Source organism: Streptomyces sp. NPDC055140, assembly GCF_053607285.1.
On sequence record NZ_JBSGTG010000018.1, the window covers coordinates 1 to 21,628 of the forward strand.

The 21,628-nt window shown below is 71.9% G+C and carries 19 protein-coding genes; 4 read left to right on the top strand and 15 right to left on the bottom strand.

Features of this window, described 5'->3' with window-relative positions; translation table 11 throughout:
* Positions 1-163: 163 nt before the first annotated feature.
* The 4 genes from ACWFR4_RS29550 to ACWFR4_RS29565 all read right to left on the bottom strand — a co-directional run bounded on the left by ACWFR4_RS29550 (position 164) and on the right by ACWFR4_RS29565 (position 4,919).
* A complete protein-coding gene (locus tag ACWFR4_RS29550; protein WP_453465839.1) occupies positions 164-1,699 on the bottom strand; it encodes a DEAD/DEAH box helicase in 1,536 nt (511 codons plus the stop codon).
* A gap of 330 nt (positions 1,700-2,029) precedes the next feature.
* Positions 2,030-2,233, bottom strand: coding sequence for a cold-shock protein (locus tag ACWFR4_RS29555; RefSeq protein WP_100598391.1), 204 nt, complete (start codon positions 2,231-2,233; stop codon positions 2,030-2,032).
* A gap of 287 nt (positions 2,234-2,520) precedes the next feature.
* Positions 2,521-3,618, bottom strand: coding sequence for an alkene reductase (locus ACWFR4_RS29560; RefSeq protein ID WP_453467745.1), 1,098 nt, complete (start codon positions 3,616-3,618; stop codon positions 2,521-2,523).
* Between the two features lie 53 nt (positions 3,619-3,671).
* Positions 3,672-4,919, bottom strand: a complete 1,248-nt coding sequence (locus ACWFR4_RS29565; protein ID WP_453467747.1) for an MFS transporter — start codon at positions 4,917-4,919, stop codon at positions 3,672-3,674.
* 82 nt (positions 4,920-5,001) lie between these two features.
* On the opposite strand from ACWFR4_RS29565, the gene ACWFR4_RS29570 reads away from it, so the two are divergent.
* A complete protein-coding gene (locus ACWFR4_RS29570; RefSeq protein ID WP_453655380.1) occupies positions 5,002-8,253 on the top strand; it encodes a BTAD domain-containing putative transcriptional regulator in 3,252 nt (1,083 codons plus the stop codon).
* A 51-nt stretch (positions 8,254-8,304) separates the two neighbouring features.
* On the opposite strand, the gene ACWFR4_RS29575 is transcribed toward ACWFR4_RS29570, so the two are convergent.
* Genes ACWFR4_RS29575 through ACWFR4_RS29590 form a run of 4 tightly spaced genes read right to left on the bottom strand, consistent with a single transcriptional unit; the run spans position 8,305 to position 13,115 of the window.
* Positions 8,305-9,459, bottom strand: coding sequence for an XdhC family protein (locus tag ACWFR4_RS29575; protein ID WP_453467751.1), 1,155 nt, complete (start codon positions 9,457-9,459; stop codon positions 8,305-8,307).
* Positions 9,452-11,590 (bottom strand): xanthine dehydrogenase family protein molybdopterin-binding subunit, encoded by a 2,139-nt coding sequence (locus ACWFR4_RS29580; protein ID WP_453655381.1) that lies wholly within the window; start codon positions 11,588-11,590, stop codon positions 9,452-9,454. The genes ACWFR4_RS29575 and ACWFR4_RS29580 overlap by 8 nt, the downstream gene beginning before the upstream one ends.
* Complete coding sequence (locus tag ACWFR4_RS29585; protein ID WP_453467755.1) at positions 11,587-12,579, bottom strand: FAD binding domain-containing protein; 993 nt, start codon at positions 12,577-12,579, stop codon at positions 11,587-11,589. Before ACWFR4_RS29585 ends, ACWFR4_RS29580 begins: the two co-directional genes overlap by 4 nt.
* A complete protein-coding gene (locus ACWFR4_RS29590; RefSeq protein WP_453467756.1) occupies positions 12,576-13,115 on the bottom strand; it encodes a (2Fe-2S)-binding protein in 540 nt (179 codons plus the stop codon). The genes ACWFR4_RS29585 and ACWFR4_RS29590 overlap by 4 nt, the downstream gene beginning before the upstream one ends.
* A 279-nt stretch (positions 13,116-13,394) precedes the next feature.
* Between ACWFR4_RS29590 and ACWFR4_RS29595 the strand changes: the two genes are divergently transcribed.
* Positions 13,395-13,982: a TetR/AcrR family transcriptional regulator gene (locus ACWFR4_RS29595; RefSeq protein ID WP_453467758.1), complete on the top strand. Its 588-nt coding sequence runs from the start codon at positions 13,395-13,397 to the stop codon at positions 13,980-13,982.
* A gap of 31 nt (positions 13,983-14,013) precedes the next feature.
* Here ACWFR4_RS29595 and ACWFR4_RS29600 read toward each other — a convergent pair whose 3' ends face one another.
* From ACWFR4_RS29600 to ACWFR4_RS29615, 4 genes are all read right to left on the bottom strand, one after another.
* Entirely contained in the window at positions 14,014-14,466 is a 453-nt protein-coding gene (locus tag ACWFR4_RS29600; RefSeq protein ID WP_453467760.1) for an STAS domain-containing protein, read from the bottom strand.
* A gap of 349 nt (positions 14,467-14,815) precedes the next feature.
* The gene (locus ACWFR4_RS29605; RefSeq protein ID WP_453459942.1) at positions 14,816-15,484 is read right to left on the bottom strand and encodes a DUF305 domain-containing protein; all 669 of its coding nucleotides are present in this window, start codon (positions 15,482-15,484) and stop codon (positions 14,816-14,818) included.
* A 101-nt stretch (positions 15,485-15,585) separates the two neighbouring features.
* On the bottom strand, positions 15,586-16,047 hold the full coding sequence (locus ACWFR4_RS29610; protein WP_453459939.1) for a DUF6153 family protein: 462 nt from the start codon (positions 16,045-16,047) through the stop codon (positions 15,586-15,588).
* Between the two features lie 176 nt (positions 16,048-16,223).
* Positions 16,224-16,784 (bottom strand): NAD(P)H-dependent oxidoreductase, encoded by a 561-nt coding sequence (locus ACWFR4_RS29615; protein WP_453459936.1) that lies wholly within the window; start codon positions 16,782-16,784, stop codon positions 16,224-16,226.
* A 126-nt stretch (positions 16,785-16,910) separates the two neighbouring features.
* Here ACWFR4_RS29615 and ACWFR4_RS29620 point away from each other — a divergent pair, with 126 nt between their 5' ends.
* Entirely contained in the window at positions 16,911-17,564 is a 654-nt protein-coding gene (locus ACWFR4_RS29620; RefSeq protein ID WP_453459933.1) for a TetR/AcrR family transcriptional regulator, read from the top strand.
* Between the two features lie 58 nt (positions 17,565-17,622).
* Here ACWFR4_RS29620 and ACWFR4_RS29625 read toward each other — a convergent pair whose 3' ends face one another.
* From ACWFR4_RS29625 to ACWFR4_RS29635, 3 genes are all read right to left on the bottom strand, one after another.
* The gene (locus tag ACWFR4_RS29625) at positions 17,623-17,838 is read right to left on the bottom strand and encodes a hypothetical protein (RefSeq protein WP_453459930.1); all 216 of its coding nucleotides are present in this window, start codon (positions 17,836-17,838) and stop codon (positions 17,623-17,625) included.
* A 103-nt stretch (positions 17,839-17,941) separates the two neighbouring features.
* Positions 17,942-18,880, bottom strand: coding sequence for an AraC family transcriptional regulator (locus ACWFR4_RS29630; protein WP_453655382.1), 939 nt, complete (start codon positions 18,878-18,880; stop codon positions 17,942-17,944).
* A 34-nt stretch (positions 18,881-18,914) separates the two neighbouring features.
* Entirely contained in the window at positions 18,915-19,838 is a 924-nt protein-coding gene (locus ACWFR4_RS29635) for an NADP-dependent oxidoreductase (RefSeq protein WP_453459926.1), read from the bottom strand.
* 341 nt (positions 19,839-20,179) lie between these two features.
* On the opposite strand from ACWFR4_RS29635, the gene ACWFR4_RS29640 reads away from it, so the two are divergent.
* Positions 20,180-21,352: an NADH:flavin oxidoreductase gene (locus ACWFR4_RS29640; protein ID WP_453655383.1), complete on the top strand. Its 1,173-nt coding sequence runs from the start codon at positions 20,180-20,182 to the stop codon at positions 21,350-21,352.
* Positions 21,353-21,628 lie beyond the last annotated feature (276 nt).

Sequence of the window (21,628 nt, forward strand, 5' to 3'; positions counted from 1 at the left end):
CCCCGATCTTCGACCTCGTCGACTACGGCGTCGTCGGCGACCTCTTCGACGTCGTCCCCCAGCTCACCGAGGAAGTCAACACCCGCAAGGGCTGACAGCAGCAGAACGGCCGGAGGCCCTGGACCGAAATCGGTCCAGGGCCTCCGGCCTTCGTGCGTATGCCTCAGCCGGCGCGGCGGACCCGCGCGGCCTTGCGGGCGTCGGCGAGCTGGCGGGCCTCGGAGGTGCGGCGCGAGTCACCACCGGCGCGGCCGGGGCGCGAGCCCATGCCACGGAACGGGGCACCGCCGCGCTTGGGGCGCTCCGTGGCCGGCGCGGTGCCGGTGATCGGGACGCCGGAGGGCGTCTGAGCACCGGTGATACGGCTCAACTCGGCCTCACCCGACCGGACTTGGGTGATCTGCGGCCGGATCCCGGCGTCACGCATCAGCCGGCTCATGTCGCGGCGCTGGTTGGGCAGGACCAGGGTGACGACGCTGCCGGACTCACCGGCACGGGCCGTACGGCCGCCGCGGTGCAGGTAGTCCTTGTGGTCGCTCGGCGGGTCGACGTTGACGACGAGGTCGAGATTGTCGACGTGGATGCCGCGGGCGGCGACGTTGGTGGCGACGAGCGCCGTGACCGTACCGGCCTTGAACTGGGCCAGGGTGCGGGTGCGCTGCGGCTGGGACTTGCCGCCGTGCAGGGCGGCGGCCCGCACGCCGCTGCCGAGCAGGTGCTTGGTGAACTGGTCGACGGCGTGCTTGGTGTCCAGGAACATGATGACCCGCCCGTCGCGGGCCGCGATCTCGGTGGCGGCGGCGAACTTGTCGGCGCCGTGCACATGCAGTTCGTGGTGTTCCATCGTGGTGACCGCGCCCGCCGACGGGTCGACGGAGTGGACGACCGGGTCGTGCAGGTAGCGGCGCACCAGCAGGTCGACGTTGCGGTCCAGAGTCGCCGAGAACAGCATGCGCTGGCCCTCGGGGTGCACCAGGTCGAGCAGCTCGGTGACCTGCGGCATGAAGCCCATGTCGGCCATCTGGTCGGCCTCGTCCAGGACGGTGATCTTCACCCGGTCCAGACGGCAGTCCTTGCGCTCGATGAGGTCCTTGAGGCGTCCGGGCGTCGCGACGACGACCTCGGCGCCACCGCGCAGGGCACTGGCCTGACGGCCGATGGACATACCGCCGACGACGGTGGCCATCCGCAGCTTCAGCGACCGGGCGTACGGGGTGAGCGCCTCGGTGACCTGCTGGGCGAGCTCGCGCGTGGGGACGAGGATCAGGCCGAAGGGCTGCTTGGCGTCGGCGCGCTGACCTGCGAGGCGCGCGAGAAGCGCGAGCCCGAATGCGAGCGTCTTGCCGGAGCCGGTGCGGCCGCGGCCGAGGACGTCCCGGCCCGCGAGCGAGTTCGGCAGGGTGGCCGCCTGGATCGGGAACGGCACGGTCACACCGAGGCCGGTGAGCGTCTTGAGGATCTCGGCCGGCAGGTCGAGCTCACCGAAGGTCTCTACGGCGGGGAGGGCGGGCGTGACGGTGACAGGCAGCGCGAACTCGCCCTGCGGCGCGGCGGGCCTGCGCCCGTAGCCGCCGGAGCTCTTGCCGCCGGGGCGTCCCTGGCCCTGGCCCTGGGGTCGAAAACGGGCGCCCCGGTCGCCGCCGGCGGAGCCCCTGCGGGGGTTGGAGTAGCGGTCGTTCGTGCGAGCTGAACGGTTCATGGAGAACCTTCCTCGATATGGCACGTATCGAGGAATTCCCGGCGCATGGGTGCCGGACGAATTGCAAGAACGAGCCGAATAACAGACTGAAAATCAGCCGGCGCGCCGGTACGGAGAATGGCGACGCCTGACGTCGGAATGCTGGGATTCCGTTGCGGCAGGCGGCTCTCGGACGGGCCGGATCAATGGGGTGCGGGGGTCTTGGCGCCCCGCCGGGGTGGTGTGCCACCCGGTGGTCGTGCCTACCCGGGCGGGATACCCCGCAAACAGCAACGAGCTGGTGCCCGTACCACCAGGGTACGGGCACCAGCTGCGCTCAACGCTTCAGCGTCAGGCAGGAACGATGTTCTCCGCCTGCGGGCCCTTCTGGCCCTGCGTGACATCGAAGTTCACCTTCTGGCCTTCCTGAAGCTCACGGAAGCCCTGGGTGGCGATGTTCGAGTAGTGGGCGAAGACGTCGGGGCCCCCACCCTCCTGCTCGATGAAGCCGAAGCCCTTTTCCGAGTTGAACCACTTCACGGTGCCAGTAGCCATATGCAAATTCTCCTTCGGGGCAGTGCCCGTGATCCGCACTGTGCGGACCTCGGCGTCGCCGCAATGATTGCCCCGCCCGGAAAATGCATCCGGAAATAGAAAAGCGCCCGGCAACGTGAAGTCACCTAAGGCACTTGAAGTATCTATGGGAACCACAACTGCAACTGAGATCAAGACTAGCACGGACCGGGCTTCGGAGCACGGTGAGCCAGAATATTTCGCGTGTCGCCGTGAACCTTCACCCCGGATTGAGCAAATCCAGGGGCCCCGGCCGCCTGGATTTCACTTCACCGGCGGCTGTCCGACAGGAACCGATAGTCCGTGTAGCCCGTCTCCCCTCCCACGTACATCAGGTACCTGTCCCGGACCTGGTTGAGCGGCGCGCCCACGCGTAGCCGCTCGACGAGGTCAGGGTTGGCCAGGAACGGGCGGCCGAGCGCCACCAGGTCGGCGCCGGCGGCGATGAGGCGCTCGCCCTCGTCTCTGCCCCCGTCGGCGGGAATCCGCTCCTGCGGCAGCACGGGGTTGGCGATCAGCGTGCCGGTCCAGCGCTTGCGGAGGTCCTGGAAGAGCGGATGGTCCGGGTCGGCGAAGACGATGTGCAGATAGGCGAGGTCCAGGTCCGAGAGGGCGTCGACGAGTGCGGGGTAGATGTCGTCGGTGTCTCCCTCGTCCATGCCGTTGACGGTGAGTCCCGGAGAGATCCGCAGGCCCACCCGCTCGGGGCCGATCGCGTCCGCGACGGCACGTACCACCTCGACCACGAACCGGACGCGGCCCTCGACCGTTCCTCCGTAGGCGTCGGTGCGGTGGTTGGTGCCCTGGCCGAGGAACTGGTGGAGGAGGTAGCCGTTGGCGCCGTGCACCTCGACGCCTTCGAAGCCCGCCGCCACGGCCTTTCGGGCGGCCTCGGCGAAGTCGGCCACGGTGGTGCGGATGTCGTCGGGCGTCATCTCCCTCGGTACGACGGCGGGCTGGTGGCCGGTCGGGGTGTGGATGGTGTCGGGGAGCGGCACCGGTGAGGGGGCGATCGGGGTCAGGCCGCCGCTGTTGTCGGGGTGGCCGATCCGGCCGCCGTGCTGGAGCTGGAGGAACATCCGGCCGCCGGCGGCGCGGACCTCGTCGGTCACGTGTCGCCAGCCCTCGACGTGGGCCGCGTTGTGGATGGCCGTGATGTTGGCGTAGGTCTGCCCGACGGCGTTGGGCGTGGACGCCTCGGCGATGATCAGGCCCGCGGTGGCGCGCTGGGCGTAGTACGTGGCCATGACGGGCTGCGGGACGCCGTCCGCGGAGGCGCGGTTACGGGTCATGGGCGCCATGACGAGGCGGTTCGGCAGGGTCAGCGCGCCGAGGCGGACGGTGTCGAACAGGCGGGACGTCGTCATGGCGGTGCTCCTCGAATCGGGGTGAGTGGTGTGACGGGGTGCGGTGCGGGCGTTCATGAGGTCCGCACCGTGCGGCGGGCGGGGAATCCGTGGGTGCGGGCGGCGACGACCACGGCGAGTACGGGAACCAGGAGCAGGAGGACCGCCCAGGGGAAGGAGCGGGATCCGACCAGGTCGAGGAGAATCCCGCCGGCGATTCCGCCGCCGGCCATGGCCACGTTCCAGAGGGTGACGAGCATGGCCTGCGCGGCGTCCGCCGACTCGCCTCCCGCGTCGCCCGCGGCCGTCTGCAGGAGCGTGGGGGCGCCGCCCCAACCGAGGCCCCACAGCGTCACGGCCGCGTACACCAGGGCGGGGCTGTCGGACAGCAGGGCCAGGACGGCCGCCGCCACGGCGACCAGCAGAGCGGCCGCGACGGTCAGGGCGCGCAGGTGGCGGTTGATCAGCGCGCCCACGATCCAGATGCTCGCCAGGGACGCGGCGCCGAAGACGAGCAGCACGAGATCGGTGGAGTTCCCCATGCCGACTCCGTCGAGGAACGTCGCGACGAACGTATAGAGGACGGTGTGGGCGAGGACGAAGACGAGCGTGACGAAGAGGACCGGGGACACGCCGGGGACGCGGAGCGCCCGCAGCATCGGCGGCCGGGCTCCCTGTCGCAGTCCTGGCTGGTCGGGGACGGTCGCGGCGATCCAGCCGAGGAGGGCGGCGGTGAGGACGGTCATGCTCAGGAACGCGATCTGCCAGTTCACGGCCTTGCTGAGGAACGTGCCCGCGGGAACCCCCAGGGACAGTGCGACCGGGATGCCCGCCATCGCGATCGCGATGGCCCTGCCCTGGAGGTGGGCGGGCGCGAGGCGCCGGGCGTATCCGGCGAGCAGCGCCCAGGCCAGGCCTGCCGCGACCCCGGCCACGAACCGGGCCACCATCGTGAGGGGGAAGTTCGCCGAGAGGGCGGTGACCGTGTTGGCGACGCCGAACCCCGCCATCGCCGTCATCAGGAGCCGCTTGCGGCGCCATCCGGCAGTGGCCGCGGTGAGGGGGATCGCTGTGAGGGCGGTGCCGATCGCGTAGACCGTCACGGTCTGCCCGGTGACCGATTCGCCGACGCCCAGGTCACGGCTCATCGCGGGCAGCAGACCCGCGGGGAGGGTCTCCGTCAGGCTCGTGATGAAGACGGCGGTGGCGAGGGCGAGCAGGGCGGGGAGGGGCAGCTTGCGGTTCTCGGTGGCGGAGGCGGTGGCTGGTGCGGCGGGTGGTGTGCGGGTCGGCTCTGTTCTGGTGACGTCTGTTCCGGTCATGCGACGACAGTGCAGGTCGGGGCTTCGGGAACGCTGACGGTCCGCTGACGGTCGGCGGCTACGACCTGTGTACGGTGCTCACATGCGCTTCGGGGTGCTCGGTCCACTGACGGTGCGGGACGGCGACGGGGAGCCGGTCGCGGTTCCCGAGGTGAAGGTCAGGGCCCTCCTCGCCGCACTCCTGGTACACGAGGGGCGGCCCGTCTCCGCCGACCGCCTCATCGACGGCCTCTGGGGCGACGGTCTTCCCGGGAATCCCGCCAACGCCCTCCAGGCGAAGGTCTCTCAGCTACGCAAGGCGCTCGGCCGCGACCGCGTGGTGCGCCAGGAGCCCGGCTACCGGCTCCGTCTCGACGAGGCCGGGGACGAGGTGGACGCCGACCGCTTCCTGTCGCTGGTGGACCGGGCGGGATCCGCGGCGGGTCCGCGCGAGCGGGCCGAACTCCTCACCGAGGCACTGGAGTTGTGGCGTGGTCCGGCCTACGCCGATTTCGCGGACGAGGAGTTCGTACGGACTGCCTCGCAGCGCCTGACGGAGCAGCGGCTGGCCGTCCTCGAGGAACGGGCCGAGGCGCTCCTGGACTCGGGCGACCTCACGCTCCTCACCGGGGAGCTGGCGGGCCTCGTCGCGCGCCATCCGCTCCGGGAACGGCTGCGAGCCGTCCAGCTGCGAGCGCTGTATCTGACGGGCCGGCAGAGTGAGGCGCTCGCCTCGTACGCGGAACTGCGGGGCCGGCTCGCGGACGAGCTCGGCCTCGACCCGAGCCCCGGACTGGCCGCGCTCCACGAGGCGATCCTGCGCCAGGACCCGTCGCTCACCCCTCCCCCGGCCTCTCCTGCAGGCGCCGCGCCGTCGCCGTCCGAACGCCCCCGGTCGAACCTTCCCGCCCCGCTCACGGCGCTCGTGGGCCGTGACGAATCCCTGGCCGGGATCGGTCAACTCCTCGCCACGGAACGCCTGGTCACGCTCACCGGCCCCGGCGGGGTAGGCAAGACACGGCTCGCGGTCGAGGCGGCCCGGCGGATCCAGGACGCCCCCGACGGGGTATGGCTCGTCGAACTCGCCGGTGAGCGCGGGAGCGTGGCCGATCTCGCGCAGGTGGTCTCCGCGGCGCTGGGCTTGCGTGACGACGCGCTTTCGGGTCCACCCGGGCAAGGCGCGGCGGCCGCGCCCGAGCAACGGCTCGCCACGGCCCTGCGGGACCGCAGGACGCTGCTCGTCCTGGACAACTGCGAGCAGGTCGTCGAGTCGGTGGCGCGGCTCGCCGAGACGTTGCTGGGCCGCGCACCGCACCTGCGCGTCCTGGCCACCACCCAGGAGCCGCTGTGCGTCGCCGGGGAGACGGTCCATCTGGTCGAGCCGTTGCAACCCGCGGACGCGGTACGCCTGTTCACGGCGCGCGCCGCGGCGGCCGCCCCTGGCTTCTCGCTCGACGAAGCCACTCCTGGGACACGTGCGGCGGTTCTGGAGATCTGTCGGCGCCTCGACGGCATCCCGCTCGCGCTCGAACTGGCGGCGACGCGCGTACGGGTTCTGGGCGTAGAGGAGTTGGCGGCCCGGCTCGAGGACCGTTTCCGGGTGCTGACGTCGGGACGGCGGGGTGCGCCGCCGCGTCAGCAGACCCTGCGGGCGGTGATCGACTGGAGCTGGGAGCTGCTCAGCCTTTCTGAGCGGATCGTGCTGCGCCGCCTGGCCGTGCATCGCGACGGCTGCACTTTGGACGCGGCGGAGGAGGTTTGCGCGGGCGATGGCGTGCGCCACGACGAGGTTCTCGACCTCGTGACGCGACTGGTCGACCGGTCGCTGGTCGTCGTGGTGACCGGCCCCGGCGGCGCCGGCCCCCGCTACCGGCTTCTCGAGTCCGTCGCCGCTTACGCGAAGGAGCGCCTGCACGAGTCGGACGAACTCGCCGCGGTACGCCACCGCCATCTGCGGCATTACACGGAACTGGCCGAGCGCGCCGAGCCCCGCCTCCGTGGCGGCGGGCAGCGCGAGTGGCTCGGCCGGCTCGACTCCGAGACCGCCAATCTGCGGGCGGCGCTCGACGAGGCGACGCGCCGCGCCTCCACGGGTGGCGCTACCGACGACGCCGTGCGCCTGGCCACCGCCCTGTCCTGGTGGTGGCTGCTGCGCGGCCGGCTGAGCGAAGCCCGTCGAGCCCTGTCGGCCGTGCTCGCCGTGGCGCCTTCCGCGGGCGAACTCCGGGTACGGAGCGACGCGTTCGGGCTGATGACGGGTGAGCGGCAACCGGCAGCGGCGTGCCCTGACGTGACGATCGCCGATCCTGTGCGGCGGGGGCGCGCCGTGTGGTTCTCCGCGTACGGCCTGTTCAGGTCGGGTGACCTCGCCGCCAGTGAGGAGGCCGTCTCGCGGGCGCTCGCTCTCTTCGCCGCCGCGGACGACCGGTGGGGTACGGCCGCGGCACTCGGGCTGCGGTCGATGCACTCGTTGATCCGTGGTGACCTGGACGCCCTCGGGCGCGACGGGCTGCGCAGCGCGGCGCTCTTCCGTGAACTGGGCGACCGGTGGGGCGAGTTGCAGACGGTGGAGCCACTGGCGGCGCTCGCCGAGATCAAGGGTGACTACGCGGAGTCCGCCCGGCGCCACGAGGAGGGACTGCGTATGGCGCGGGAACTCGGCCTGGACGCGGAGGTCTCCGCCCGGCTCTCCGGCCTGGGCCGGCTCGCGCTGCTCGACCGGGACTGGGACCGGGCCGCCGAACTGCACGAGCAAGCTCGGCGATCAGCGTCCGAACAGGGCTACAAGTACGGCGAACTCCATGCGGAGATGGGCCTCGCCCTTGGCGCACGCCGCTCCGGCGATCTCGATGCGGCGCGGGCGCATCTGCTGCGCATCCGCGACGGGTTCGGTGACGTGTCGTCGGAGGCGGGTGACCATCTGCTCCGGGCGGAACTGGGCTTCGTCGCCGAGCTGCGCGGGGATGCGGCCGAAGCGGCCGCCCACCATCTTCTCGGTCTGGACGTCGCCTCCGCCATCGGCGAGCCGCGTGCCGTGGCCCTCTCCCTGGAGGGCCTGGCAGGCGCGGCAGCTCTGGCTGGGGACGGGGGCCGGGCGGCCGCACTCCTCGGCGCCGCGGACGCGGCCCGCCGAAGCGCGGGCGCACCGCTCCCGCCCGCGGAACGCGGCGACGTGGACCGCATCACGGCGAGGGCGACGGCTGCGCTGGGCGACACGGCCTTTGCGGAGGCGTACGGGGACGGTGCGAACCTGTCACCGGAGAAGGCGGCCCATAGGGCGCGGCTCCGCTTCCGGGCTGCCGCGTCAGGCCAGGACCCTGAGGGCTTCGACACGCCTCCCTGCACGGGTCGTTGAGGCCAGGCACGCCGACTGTGGCCCGCCCTCTCCCTACAGTCGTGTCGTACCTCAGATCCGCCCCGACATGATCCGGCGCCGCTCCCCCGCCTCGCCGTCGTGATGGATCGGTGTTCGCGAGGTGGTCAGGGGTGCGCCCGTGCCGCCCTGTCTCGACGCGATGATTTCCGCCGCGATGGACAGGGCCGTCTCCTCGGGTGTGCGGGCGCCGAGGTCCAGGCCGATCGGTGAGTGCAGGTGGGCCAACTCCTCGTTGGTCAGGCCGACTTCGCGGAGGCGGCGGTCGCGGTCCTCGTGGGTTCGGCGTGAGCCCATCGCTCCGACGAATGCGACGGGCAGCCGTAGCGCGATCTCCAGTAGCGGGATGTCGAACTTCGCGTCATGGGTGAGCACACACAGGACCGTGCGTTCGTCGGTCGTGGTGCCCCGCAGGTAGCGGTCCGGCCAGTCGACCACGATGTCATCGGCGTCGGGGAAGCGGGCCCGTGTGGCGAAGACGGGGCGTGCGTCGCACAACGTCACGTGGTAACCGAGGAACTTGCCCGTACGGACCAGAGCCGCGGCGAAGTCGACGGCGCCGAAGACGATCATCCGGGGCGGTGGCACGCTCGACTCGACGAACAGCGTCAGGTCGGCGTCGCAGTGCGTGCCGTCGGCCGAGAGGTCGAACGTGCCGGTGCGGCCCGCGGCGACGAGGGCCCGCACCTCGCCCGCCACGGCGCGCTCGAGACCGGAGCCCCCGGCGAGCCCTCCCTCGTACGACCCGTCGGCCCTCACCAGCAGTGCCCCGCCCAGCAGTTCGGCCGGTCCGCGGGACACCCGGGCGAGCGCGGCCGTCTCGCCGCGGGCGGCGGCCGCGAGCGCCGCCGCGAACACGGGCCTGTCCGGCGCGTCGGCGCGCACCGGCGTGACCAGGACCTCGATGACGCCGCCGCAGGTGAGCCCCACGGCGAAGGCGTCCTCGTCGCTGTAGCCGAACCGCTCCAGGACGGACCCGCCGTCCTGGAGCACCTGCACGCACAGTTCGTAGACCGCCGCCTCGACGCAGCCGCCGGAGACCGAGCCGATGACCGTGCCCTCGCTGTCGACGGCGAGGGCGGCGCCGGGCGGGCGGGGTGCGCTGCCGCCCACCGAGACGACCGTGGCGACGGCGAAGTCCCGGCCCTGTCCGGCCCACCGGTTCAGCTCGTCGGCGATGTCAAGCATCGCCGTCACCCTCGGCCGGGACCCCGGCCGACAGGACGCGGTCGGGCCGGATCGGCAGGTGGCGGTGGCGGACGCCGGTCGCGTGCCAGACCGCGTTGGCGACGGCCGCGGCCGCCCCCACGATGCCGATCTCGCCGATGCCCTTGATCCCGACGGGGTCGTCGGCGTCCGGGTCGTCGACCCAGTCCGCCTCGATCAGTGGTACGTCGGCGTTCGCGGCGAAGTGGTAGCCCGCGAGGTCGGCTCCGACGTGGCCGCCCGTGACCTGGTCCCGGATCGCCTCTTCGTGCAGCGCCATGGACAGTCCCCAGATCATCCCGCCGATGAGCTGGCTGCGCGCGGTCAGCGGGTTGACGATCCTGCCTGCCGCGAAGACGCCGAGCATGCGCCGTACGCGCACCTCGCCGGTGGTGACGTCGACGGCGACCTCGGCGAACTGGGCGCCGAAGGAGTGCCGTTCCTTCTGCGCGAGTGCGCCGACGGCGGCACTGGTGTCGGACCGAACGGTGATGCCCTGCGGCGGGATGTCGCCGCCGAGAGCCAGCTGCTCGCGCAGGTCTCGCCCCGCGGACATGACGGCCCAGCCCCATGAGCGGGTGCCCATGGAGCCGCCCGAGATCGCCGCCGGGCCGAAGTCGCTGTCGCCGATGCGCACATGGACGCGTTCCTGGGCCACATCGAGGGCCTCCGCCGCGAGCAGGGTCAGCGCGGTCCTCGCCCCCGTCCCGACGTCCGACGCGGTGATCCGCACGGTGAAGGTGCCGTCGGCCTCCGCGGTCATGGCCGCCGTGGACGGCGCGACGATCACCGGGAAGGTGGCGGCGGCCGTACCGGTGCCGAGCAGCCAGCGCCCGTCGCGCCGCAGGCCGGGACGCGGGTCCCGGTCCGGCCAGCCGAACCTGCGGGCCCCCTCCTCGAAGCAGGCCAGGAGGTTGCGGGAGCCGAACGGCAGCCCGGAGACAGGGCCCACGTCCGGTTCGTTGCGGGCGCGCAGAGCGATCGGGTCCATGCCGCACCGCTCGGCGAGTTCGTCGAGCGCGGACTCCACGGCGAAGGAGCCCGGAGCCTCACCGGGCGCGCGCATGAAGGTCGGGGTCGGCACGTCGAGGCGCACCACGCGGTTGACGCTGCGGTGGGCGTCGGAGGCGTACATCGGCCGCGCGAACCCGGCGCTCCCCTCGACGAACTCGTGGACCGTCGACGTGAGGCAGTGCGCCTGGTGGTCCAGGGCACGCAGCCGTCCGTCGGTGTCGGCGCCGAGCCGGACGCGCTGGGCTGTGGGGCTTCGGTGGCCGACGAGCGAGAACATCTGACGCCGGGTCATGACGACCCTGACCGGGCGGTCGAGCGCGGTCGCCGCCATCACGGCGAGGATCTGGTGTACGCGCACGCCTTTGGACCCGAACGCGCCGCCGATGTGCTCGGACCGCACCCGTACCGAGGCCGGGTCGAGGGAGAACAGCTTCGCCAGTTCCTGCGCGACCCAGGTGCTGCCCTGGTTGGAGTCGACGATCTCGAGGCGTCCGTTGTCCCAGCGCGCCGTCGCCGCGTGCGGTTCCATCGAGCTGTGGTGCTCTTCGGGGGTGGTGTACTCCTCGTCCACGACGTGGACGGACGCTGCGAGTTCGGCCGCAAGGTCGCCCTTCTCCACCAGTGTGCCGTCGCCGTCCGGCGTGTAGGTGTCGGGGTGTGCGGAGGAGAACGCAACGTCGTGAGGCTCTTCCTCGTAGTGCACCACCAGTGCCTCGGCGGCCTCCCTCGCCTGCTCGGAGGTCTCGGCGACGACCAGCGCCACCGGCCAGCCCACGAACGGCACCCGGTCGTGCTGGAAGACCTCGACGATCGGGTCGGGGCGCCCCAGCATGCCGATGTAGTTCCCGTCGACGCGCGGCGCGTTGCCGTGGTGCAGGACGGTGAGAACTCCCGGCATCTCGCGGACGGCGTCCGACTCGACGGAGCGGATGCGGCCGCGGGCGATGGTGGACAGCACCAGCCAGCCGTGGGCGAGTTCGGCGAAGGGGACGTCCCCCGCGTACCGGGCCGCCCCGGTGACCTTGTCCCGGCCCTCCACGCGCGTGTACGAGGTTCCGACGGCGCCCGTCACCGGGACCGTCGCGGTCGTCGTGGTCATCGGACGGCCTCCTCGGCGAGCTCGGTCAGCACGGCCACGACGAGATTGCGCATCAGCGTCACCTTGTATCCATTGTGGGGCAGCGTCTCGGCGGCCGCGAGTTCGGCGTCCGCTGCGGCGGCGAAGGCCTCGGCGGTCGCGGCGCCGCCGGTCAGGACGCGTTCGGCCGCGCGTGCACGCCAGGGTCGTGACGCCACCGCCCCGAAGGCGAGGCGCACTTCGTGGACGGTTCCGTCCCGGACGTCGAGCGCGGCGGCGACGGAGCCGATCGCGAACGCGTAGGACGCGCGCTCACGGACCTTGCGGTAGCGGGAGACGGCGGCGACGGGCGCCGGGGGCAGGATGACGGCGGTGATGAGCGCGCCGGGCGGCAGCGCGGTCTCCACGTGCGGGGTCTCCCCCACGGGCGCATAGAACTCCGCAAGCGCCAACTCGCCCGGACCGTCGACCGTTTCGTACGCGACGACGGCGTCGAGCGCGGCGAGCGCCACTCCCATGTCCGAGGGGTGGACGGCCACGCAGTGCGCGGAGGCGCCGAGGATCGCGGCGTTGTGGTGCTCCCCTGCGATGGCGGGGCAACCGCTGCCGGGCGTGCGCTTGTTGCAGGGTTTGGCCAGGTCGGTGAAGTAGCCGCAACGGGTGCGCTGGAGCAGATTGCCGCCGACGGTGGCCATGTTGCGCAGCTGGCCCGAGGCGCCCGCGAGGACGGCCTGCGCGAGCATCGGGTAGCGGCGCCGCACGTCGGGATGGGCGGCGAGGTCGCTGTTGGTGACCGTCGCACCGATGCGCAGGCCGCCGTCCGGCGTCAACTCGATCTCGCCGAGCGGCAGTTCTCGTACGTCGACGAGCCGGGCCGGCCTCTCGACGCCCGTCTTCATCAGGTCGACGAGGTTGGTGCCGCCGCCCAGACAGCGCGTGTCGGGGTCGGCGTCGAGCAGGGCGACCGCGGCGGGCACGTCGAAGACGCGCTCGTAGCCGAACTCCTTCATGCGACTGCCTCCGTTCCGGCGGCGCGTGCGACAGCGTTGACGATCGACACGTAGGCGCCGCAGCGGCACAGGTTGCCGCTCATCCGCTCCCGGATCTCGTCGGCGGTCAGGGGTTGGACACCGGCCTCCGGCCGTACGTCGGCGGTGACAGCGCTGGGCCAGCCCGCCGCGTGCTCCTCGATGACGGCGAGGGCCGAACAGATCTGGCCGGGGGTGCAGTAACCGCACTGGTACCCGTCGAGGTCGAGGAACGCCTGCTGCACCGGATGCAGTCCGTCGGCGTCGGCCACACCCTCGATGGTGGTGATCTCACGCCCCTCGGCGGCGACCGCGAGCTGCAGGCAGGAGACGGCGCGGCGGCCGTCGAGGAGCACGGTGCAGGCGCCGCACTGGCCCTGGTCGCAGCCCTTCTTGGTGCCCGGCAGATCGAGTCGCTCGCGCAGGGCGTCGAGCAGGGTGGTGCGGTGGTCGACGGGCAGCGTGTACTTCTCACCATTGATGTTCAGCGTGATGACGCTGGACGTCGATGGGGCCATGATCAGCCTACTTTCGCTCATGGGGTGCGAGGGCTGTGCGTATGCGAGGGGTGTGCGTAGAGGGAGAACGTCGGGATTGTGCGCCTGCCGCGCGCTCGTCGGCCGAAAGGCCGCTTGCGGTGGGCGGCGGCCGTTAACTCGAGCCGGATCTGCCGCTATGGTGGACCTAAGCGGACAAGTGTCCGTTACGTCGAACCTAACGGACACCTGTCCGCTTAGCAAGGGCGTACCGGTTCTTGATACCGGCGTACGGATTCGTGATTCCCGGAAGGGGGACGGGTGCAGCCGAAGAAGGACGCGCCGCTGCGCTCGGACGCGCAACGCAATCGCGACCGCATCCTCGAAGTGGCGCTGGTCGAGCTGACGCGGTCGGCGGACGCCCCGCTGAGCGCGATCGCGAAGAAGGCGGGCGTCGGCCAGGGCACGTTCTACCGCAACTTCCCCAACCGCGAGTCCCTCGTCCTCGAGGTCTACCGCTACGAGATGCAGCAGGTCGCCGACACCGCGTGCCAGCTGCTCGCGGCCCGCGCTCCCGACGAGGCCCTGCGCGCATGGATGGACCGCCTCGCCCAGTACGCCATGGCGAAGGCCGGCCTGGCGGACGCACTGCGTCAGGCCGCCACGCGCGGCAGCCTCGCCGCCCTCGGCCACGGCCCGGTGACCTCGGCCATGTCGCTCCTGCTCAAGGCGAACGAGGAGGCGGGCACGATCCGCCCCGGGGTGACACCGGAGGACTTCGCACTCGCCATCGCCGGGCTCTGGCAGATCGACCCGCACGGCGACTGGCAGTCGCGGGCCGGGTGGCTGTTCGACCTCGTGATGGACGGCCTTCGCGCGGGTGCGCCGGGGGCCGCCCGAGGCGGGTGAGTCGTCCCGCGCGCCCCCAGGCCGGGGCACCTCAGGGTGAAGGCGGCCGGGGATGCGGGGGTCTCGGCGGCCCGTCGCCCAGCGCGTCGGGGCTCGTCACGGGCGGCCAGACCGGCCGGTGCGAGACAGGCAGCGACAACAGGGCCTGGCCGACGGACCGTTGGGCGGGGAGCAGATCGACACTGCCTGTCTGGGCGAGGAGTTCGGTCAGCCGGCGCCCCGCCCCGGCGAGGAGGAGCTTGCCGCCCCGGCGGTCCAGCAGCCACCGCATGGCCAGCAGACAGTACAGACCGCGTGAGTCGCAGAAGGAGAGCGCGGTGACGTCGAGGACGAGGTACGGGTGGCCCGCGTCGACGCAGGCACCGAGCGTGCCGAGGAAGAGTTCCTCACCACTCTGGTCGAGTTCGCCGCTGACCCGCAGCACCGCGCAGCCTTCGCAACTCGCCAGCTCGGTGATCATCAAACGGTGGCTCTGCGTGGACATCGCACCTCCATCCGGCCGACGTACGAAGGCCCTTGGCGTCGAGCCTCGCACACACCGGCGCCGGTTCCCGAACCGGACGAGTGCCCCGGGTCGACACGATCAGGCCGTGGCGGGTCCCGGTTCACGGTCGCCGCGGGTGCCGGGCGGCCGTCGCGGTGAGGGTCTCCCACCATGCCCCCGATCGCGCGTGCCGTCACGGGTCCGGCGGCGAGAAGCCTGTGCGTGGACCCCGCCGGGGTGTGGCCGACAGGGTGCCTGTCGGCCACACCCCTGGGTGTACGGCGCGTCCACCCAGGGCGTTTCGCCAGATCTTTCAGACCCGTCAGCTCTTTCGGATCTTTCGGATCCGTCAGCTCTTGCCGAGCATCTTGTTCATCTGCTCGACCTCGGCGGTCTGCGCGGTCACCACGTCGGCGGCGAGCCGCGTCGCGGGGCCGTACTTGCCGTCGGACTTCTCGGTCCTGCCCATCGCGACGGCGCCCTCGTGATGCTTGACCATCATCGCGAGGAACTTCTTGTCGAAGTCGCCGCCGGAGGCCTTCTTGAGCTCACCCATGTCACCGGCGCTCATCATGCCGGGCATGGACGAGGACATGTCGTGGCCCATGCCGGACATGTCGGCGGGGACTTCCTCACCCCATGCGGTGAGCCAGCCGGACATGTTCTCGATCTCGGGGTCCTGGGCTCCCTCGATCCTGGCGGCGAGGCTCTTGACGTCCTTCGACGCGGCGCGGCCCTCGGCCAGTCCGGCCATCTCGACGGCCTGGCGGTGGTGCTGGATCATCTCCTTGGCGAAGGAGACGTCGGCGCTGTTGTGACCGTCGGCGCTGTTGCGGCCTTCCGCCTTGGCGTGGCCGTCGGCCTGGGCCGAGGCGGCCGGAGACGAGCCGGATTCCTTCGCCGCCTTGTCGTGTCCCCCGGCCGGCTTGTCGCTGCCACAGGCGGCGAGTACCAGGGCGGCCGCCCCTGCGGTGGCGGCGACGGCGGCGCGGCGGACGAACGTGCGGTGTGCGGTCATGCGGTGTGCGGTCATGCGGAACTCCTGGTGCTGATCTTGGGTGAAGGGCTCGCGCGAGCGCGGCGCCGCCCCTTGGGGCGTGCGGTACCGCGCGGGCCGTTCTAGATCCGCAGGAGTTGGAGTTCCGAGAGTGACGGCGGGGCGCGGCCGCCGTCGGGGCCGCTGCCGGCCGACGAGGTGCGGGCCTCCGGGCGGGCGGGGCAGGCAATCACGTCGGGGAGCATCGCGGGGGCGACTGCCGGGGGCCCGGCGACGGAGGCGGAGGCACAGATCGAGTCGGCGTGGGCCATGTGCCCGCCGCAGTCACCGTCTCTGTGGTCACACAAGTCGGAAGCAGAGGCCTTGACGCCCTGCTGTCCGGGCCCGGCATGGTCACCCGCGTCTGCGGCGCCACTGGCACCCATGGCGGACGCGGCCGCGGGGTGCATCTCGCTGTGGGCGCCTGCCGGTACGGGTCCCAGGCCGTGCATACCGAGCAGGCCCAGGAGCACGGCGCCGACGAGCAGCCCGAGGAGCCGCAGCGTCAACTGCGGTCGCGCGGGCGGGCCGAGGCGAGTGGTCACCGCTGCATCGTAGGCAGAGAGGATCGGCGTGCGCGCTCCGGGGCTGCCACGGATCAGCCGTTCGTGGCCCGGCCGGGGTTCGTCCGGAACCCGTAAGGGCTCCCCCGGAACGGAAGCGGCCGGAGGCCCGGGACAGTTGTCGTCCCAGGCCTCCGGCCCCACTCGTGTCAGGAGCCTCAGGCAGCGGCGGGGGCGGCCTGCTCGCTCAGGCGGCCGACTACCTCGGTCAGCGCGGTCGCGACCTCGGAGTCGTCGGCGGGGTGGGTCTCGGCGAAGCGCGTCACGGAGCCGGGGATGGACAGCTTCACGTCCTCGAGCACCGCGGCACCGGCGATGCCCGCGGCCTTGCGCACGTCGTCCTGCGCCCACACGCCGCCGTACTGGCCGAACGCGGTGCCGACGACGGCGACCGGCTTGCCGGAGATCGCGCCGGCGCCGTACGGGCGGGACAGCCAGTCGATGGCGTTCTTCAGGACGGCCGGCATGGTGCCGTTGTACTCGGGCGAGAAGAGGAGGAAGGCGTCGGCCTGACCGGCGGCCTCGCGCAGCCGCTCGGCAGCGGCGGGGACGCTGCCCTCGACGTCGATGTCCTCGTTGTAGAAGGGCACGTCGGCGAGGCCCTCGAAGAGCTGGATGTCGGCGCCGGCGGGCGCGTGCTTGGCAGCGGCCTCGGCGAGCTGACGGTTGTGGGAACCGGCGCGGAGGCTGCCGACGAGGGCGAGGATGCGAACAGACATGGCATAACTCCAGATATGGGGCGTACGGATCTCATGCACGGTCCAACCGGACCGAAGTCCGTTTAAATTTGTACCACCTATCCGGACCGCGGTCCACTTGTCGGCTCCCGGCGCTACTCTGAAGCCATGACCGGCCCCATCCCTCCTCTCGTCACGACGTCCGGCACCCAGGGCGGACCGACCGACCTCGCCCTGACACCGCCGGGCGAGCGGCCCGCGCTGCGTGCGGACGCGGCACGCAACCGCACGCGACTACTGGAGGCCGCGTCACACCTGATGTCCGAGTGCGGGGCGGCGAACCTGACCATGGAGGCGGTGGCGACGGCGGCCGGGGTCGGCAAGGGGACGGTCTTCCGGCGCTTCGGCGACCGGACCGGGCTGCTCATCGCCCTCCTGGACCACCGGGAGCAACAGCTCCAGGCGGCGTTCCTTTCGGGCCCGCCACCCCTGGGCCCGGACGCGCCCACCCTGGAGCGCCTGCACGCCTTCGGGCCCGCCCTCATCCGCCACGAGCGGGACCACCACGAGCTGATCCTCGCCGCCCGCACCGACCCCCTGCGCAACTACACGGTCCCGGCGAACCGCCTGCGCCACACGCACGTCATGCTGCTGCTGCGCCAGGCGGGCGTGCGGGGCGACACCGATCTCCTCGCGCACACACTGCTGGCCGCCGCGGACACCGCGCTCGTCCACCATCTGACCGTCGAGCGGGGCATGCCGCTGGACCGCGTGGAGGCGGGCTGGCACGAGTTGCTCGACCGGCTCGCGCGAACGTCCTAGTCGACCGGTTCACACAAACGTCCTGACCAGCGCGCGCAAATGCCCTATGGCCGACCGGTCACGAAGCCGCCCCCGGCCCGTCCGGGCCCCAGGAGTCGGGCCCCGCATCATGCCAGTCGATCAGTTCCGGGTCGTCGACGGTCGTGTCCGCCTCGGGAAGGCCAGCGGCGCGCAGAAATTCCAGGACGTCGAGCAGGTTGTAGGCGGTCCCCACATCCTCGCCACGAATCGTCACCCGCCGACCGCCGTCAGGCAGGGGCGGGTGCACGGTCACGGGCGCACCTTCGGCCATACCTCCAGAATGGTCCAGTCAACCCGAAAATGCACCCCCACTCGAACCTGCATTCGAAGACTCGGCCCCGCCTACGCCGCCCTGCCTACGCCGCTCCGGCCTGCCGCCGGTAGCCGCCCGGGGCGAGCCCGTACTCCCGCTTGAACGCCTTGGCGAAGGCGAACTCCGAGCCGTAGCCGGTGCGAGCGGCAACCGTCGTCAGGGGCGCGTCGGACTCCCGTAGAAGCCGAGCCGCCGTCGTCATGCGCCAGCGGGTCAGATATGCCATGGGCGGCTCCCCCACCAGCGCGGTGAACCGCCTGGCGAACGCGGCGCGGGACAGTCCGGCCCGCTCGGCCAGCGCCTCGACGGTCCACTGGGTCGACGGGTCGCCGTGCATGGCCGCCAGCGCGGACGCGACGGCCGAGTCGCCGAGTGCCGCGGCCCAACCCTGCGTGGCGGAGGCGGGCTGGTCGTCCAGCCAGGCGCGCAGGATGTAGAGGAGCAGCGAGTCGATCAGCGTGGGGACGATGCCGTCCGAGCCGATCCGCGGGTTCTCCAGCTCGGAGCCGAGGAGCTGGACCGCGGCGCTCAGCTCCGGGTGGCGGCCGTGCCGCGTCGGCAGGTGGACCACCTCGGGCAGTTGGCGCACCAGGGGGTGCGGGCGGCCCTGGTCCAGGTGGTAGTTGCCGCACAGCAGGCTGGTCTCGGGGCCGTCCCCGCCGAGCGTCACCGAGCCGATCGGCGACCCCTCCCGGAAGTGCTCGGCCCTGGGCTCCTCGGCCGCGCTGGACGGGTGGTCGGCGAGGATGTGGCCCCGTCCGTCGCGCAGGAAGACGACATCGCCGGGGCTCAGCGGGATCGGCTCCAGATGTGGGGCCGAGTCCTCCAGCGGGACCAGCCAGCAGGTCCCGTACAGCACCACGTGGAATCCTGCGCCGGCGACCGGGGGCAGGCGCAGGCCCCAGGGGGCGCGGCCGTTGGTGCGGACGGACGCCGGGCGTCCCGTGCGCATCGAGGCCAGCGCCTCGGTGAGGATGTCCATCCGGCCTCGCCCTCCCTGGTGCGGCCCGTCCCGGTCAGACCGTCAGGACAATCTTGCCCTGTACATGCCCCGAGGCGACCAGCTCGTGCGCCCTGCCCGCCTCCGCCAGCGGGAACGTCTCCTCGACGTGCGGACGGATCGCACCAGCGTCGACGAGTTCGGCGATCGCCTCGAGCGCGGCGTAGTCCGGCTCGACCGAGATGCCGGCGAAGCGCCGCCCGGCCGCCTTCACGCGCGCGGCGAGCTCCGGGTCGCCGTGTTCCAGGATGCTGATGAGCACGCCGCCGGGACGCAGCACCCCGAGCGACCGGTCCCCCTGGGCGAGCGAGTCGAGGACGATGTCGGCGTCCTTGACCACGTCGGTGAAATCGGTGGTCCGGTAGTCGATGACCTCGTCGGCGCCGAGGCCGCGGAGGAAGTCCTGCCGGGCCGCGCTGCCGATGGCGGTCACCTGGGCGCCCCGCGCCTTGGCGATCTGCACGGCGAAGTGGCCGACACCGCCTGCCGCCCGCTGGACGAGGACCCGGTCCCCCTCCTTCACGCCCGCGGCCTGTACGAGGCCCTGCCAGGCGGTGAGCGCCGCGAGGGGGATGGCGGCGGCGTGCACGTGGTCGACCGACGCGGGCTTACGGGCCAGCTGACGGGACGGGGCCGCGACGTACTCGGCGTATCCGGTGGCGGCGCGGGGGAAGAACGGCATCCCGTAGACCTCGTCGCCCACGGCGAACCGGCTGCCGGGGGCGGCCTCCTCGACGACCCCCGAGATGTCCCAGCCGACGCCGAACGGGGGCTCGCCGAGCAGCGGGAAGGCGCCGGACCTGACGGCCACGTCCACCGGGTTGACCGCGCTGGCGTGCACCTTGACGAGAACCTCACCGGAGAGCGGCTTCGGCCGCCCGGTCTCGACGACCTCGAGAACCTCGGGACCGCCGAAGGACTTCTGGATCACTGCACGCACGGTAACTCTCCCTGTTCCAGGTGGGGTTGAGGGCGCCGGCCCGGAGTCCGGCCCGGCGCCCCGCTCGATGTCCTCAACCATAGGGAGATCGAATGAGCCGCTGAATAGCCTTCCGTCTCGGCCACATGTCCCAGCGTCTCGATGTCCGGGATCCCCGGGCATGCTCCCCCCGAGGGACACTCGCGCCGCCGGCCTGCGCACCGAGGGGCGACTCGCCTCGACACCCCTCATCACCGTCGTCAATCACCCTTAGACCCTGGAGCCGTGGCCTGGATCACATGAGGACGAGGCTGACCCGTGGAATGCCATGGAGGCCGGGACGGTTGGCACACGCGGATTCCATGCTTGTGCACATACCGACTGGTACCCAAGAGGAGCACTCTGTGACTGACGCCGCGTCGCCCGTTTCCCGCGCTGCCGAGATCCTGTCCAGCCCTGTCGCCCTGAACGGTCTGAAAGTCCCGAACCGCATCGCGATGGCGCCCATGACGCGCATGTTCTCGCCGAACGGCGTCCCGGGTGAGGACGTTCGGTCCTACTACTCCCGCCGCGCCGCCGCGGGCGTGGGCCTGATCGTCACCGAAGGGACCTACGTCGGCCACGAATCGGCCGGAGAGAGCGACCGGGTGCCGCGCTTCCACGGCGAGGAGCAGCTGGCCGGTTGGGCGAAGGTCGCCGAGGACGTGCACTCGGCGGGCGGCACGATCGTCCCGCAGCTGTGGCACATCGGCATGGTGCGCCAGCAGGGCAAGCCGCCCTTCGCCGAGGCCCCGGCCGTCGGCCCGTCGGGCCTTCGCATCGACGGCACCGAGGGCACGGGCAAGGCGATGACCCAGGGCGACCTGGACGACGTCATCGGCGCGTTCGCGCAGGCCGCCAAGGACGCCGAGCGCATCGGCTTCGACGGCGTCGAGGTGCACGGCGCCCACGGCTACCTGCTCGACCAGTTCCTCTGGGCCGGGACCAACCGCCGTACCGACGGCTACGGTGGCGACGCCGTGGCCCGCACGCAGTTCGCCGCCGAGATCGTCGCCGCGATCCGTGAGAACGTCTCCCCCGAATTCCCGGTCATCTTCCGCTACTCGCAGTGGAAGCAGGAGGCCTACGACGCGCGGCTCGCCGAGACCCCGGACGAGCTCGACGCGATCCTCAGCCCGCTCACCGCGGCCGGCGTCGACGCCTTCCACGCCTCCACCCGCCGCTACTGGAGCCCGGAGTTCGACGGCTCGGACCTGAACCTGGCGGGCTGGACCAAGAAGCTCACCGGCAAGCCCACCATCACGGTCGGCTCCGTCGGCCTGGACGGCGACTTCATCCGCGCCTTCATGGGCGAGGGCTCCGCGGTCAAGGGCATCGACGACCTCCTCGACCGCCTGGAGCGCGACGAGTTCGACATGGTCGCCATCGGCCGCGCCCTGCTCCAGGACCCGGAGTGGGCGGCGAAGGTCCTGGCGGGCCGTTTCGACGAACTGAAGCCGTATGACGCGGCGGCAGCGCTCAAGACCCTGAGCTAGGGCCTGCCTCCAGTCCCGCGGTCGTCCTCATCGACGCCCTCCACGAACAAGGACAAACCCACTCACACCCGGGTTTGTCCTTGTTCGTGTCAGCGGGACTCCGTTGGGACGACCCGTCGCCCTGCCGACTCGGCGCCACGCGCTCGGGCCGATCGGAGGATGCCGCAACAGGGGTGTGACACAGGCGCATTGCGGCCGGCGACGTGGGCTTGTGATCGACACCGACATCACCCTTGTGGAGTTCACCCCCACCGACCACCCAGGACGACCCACCGA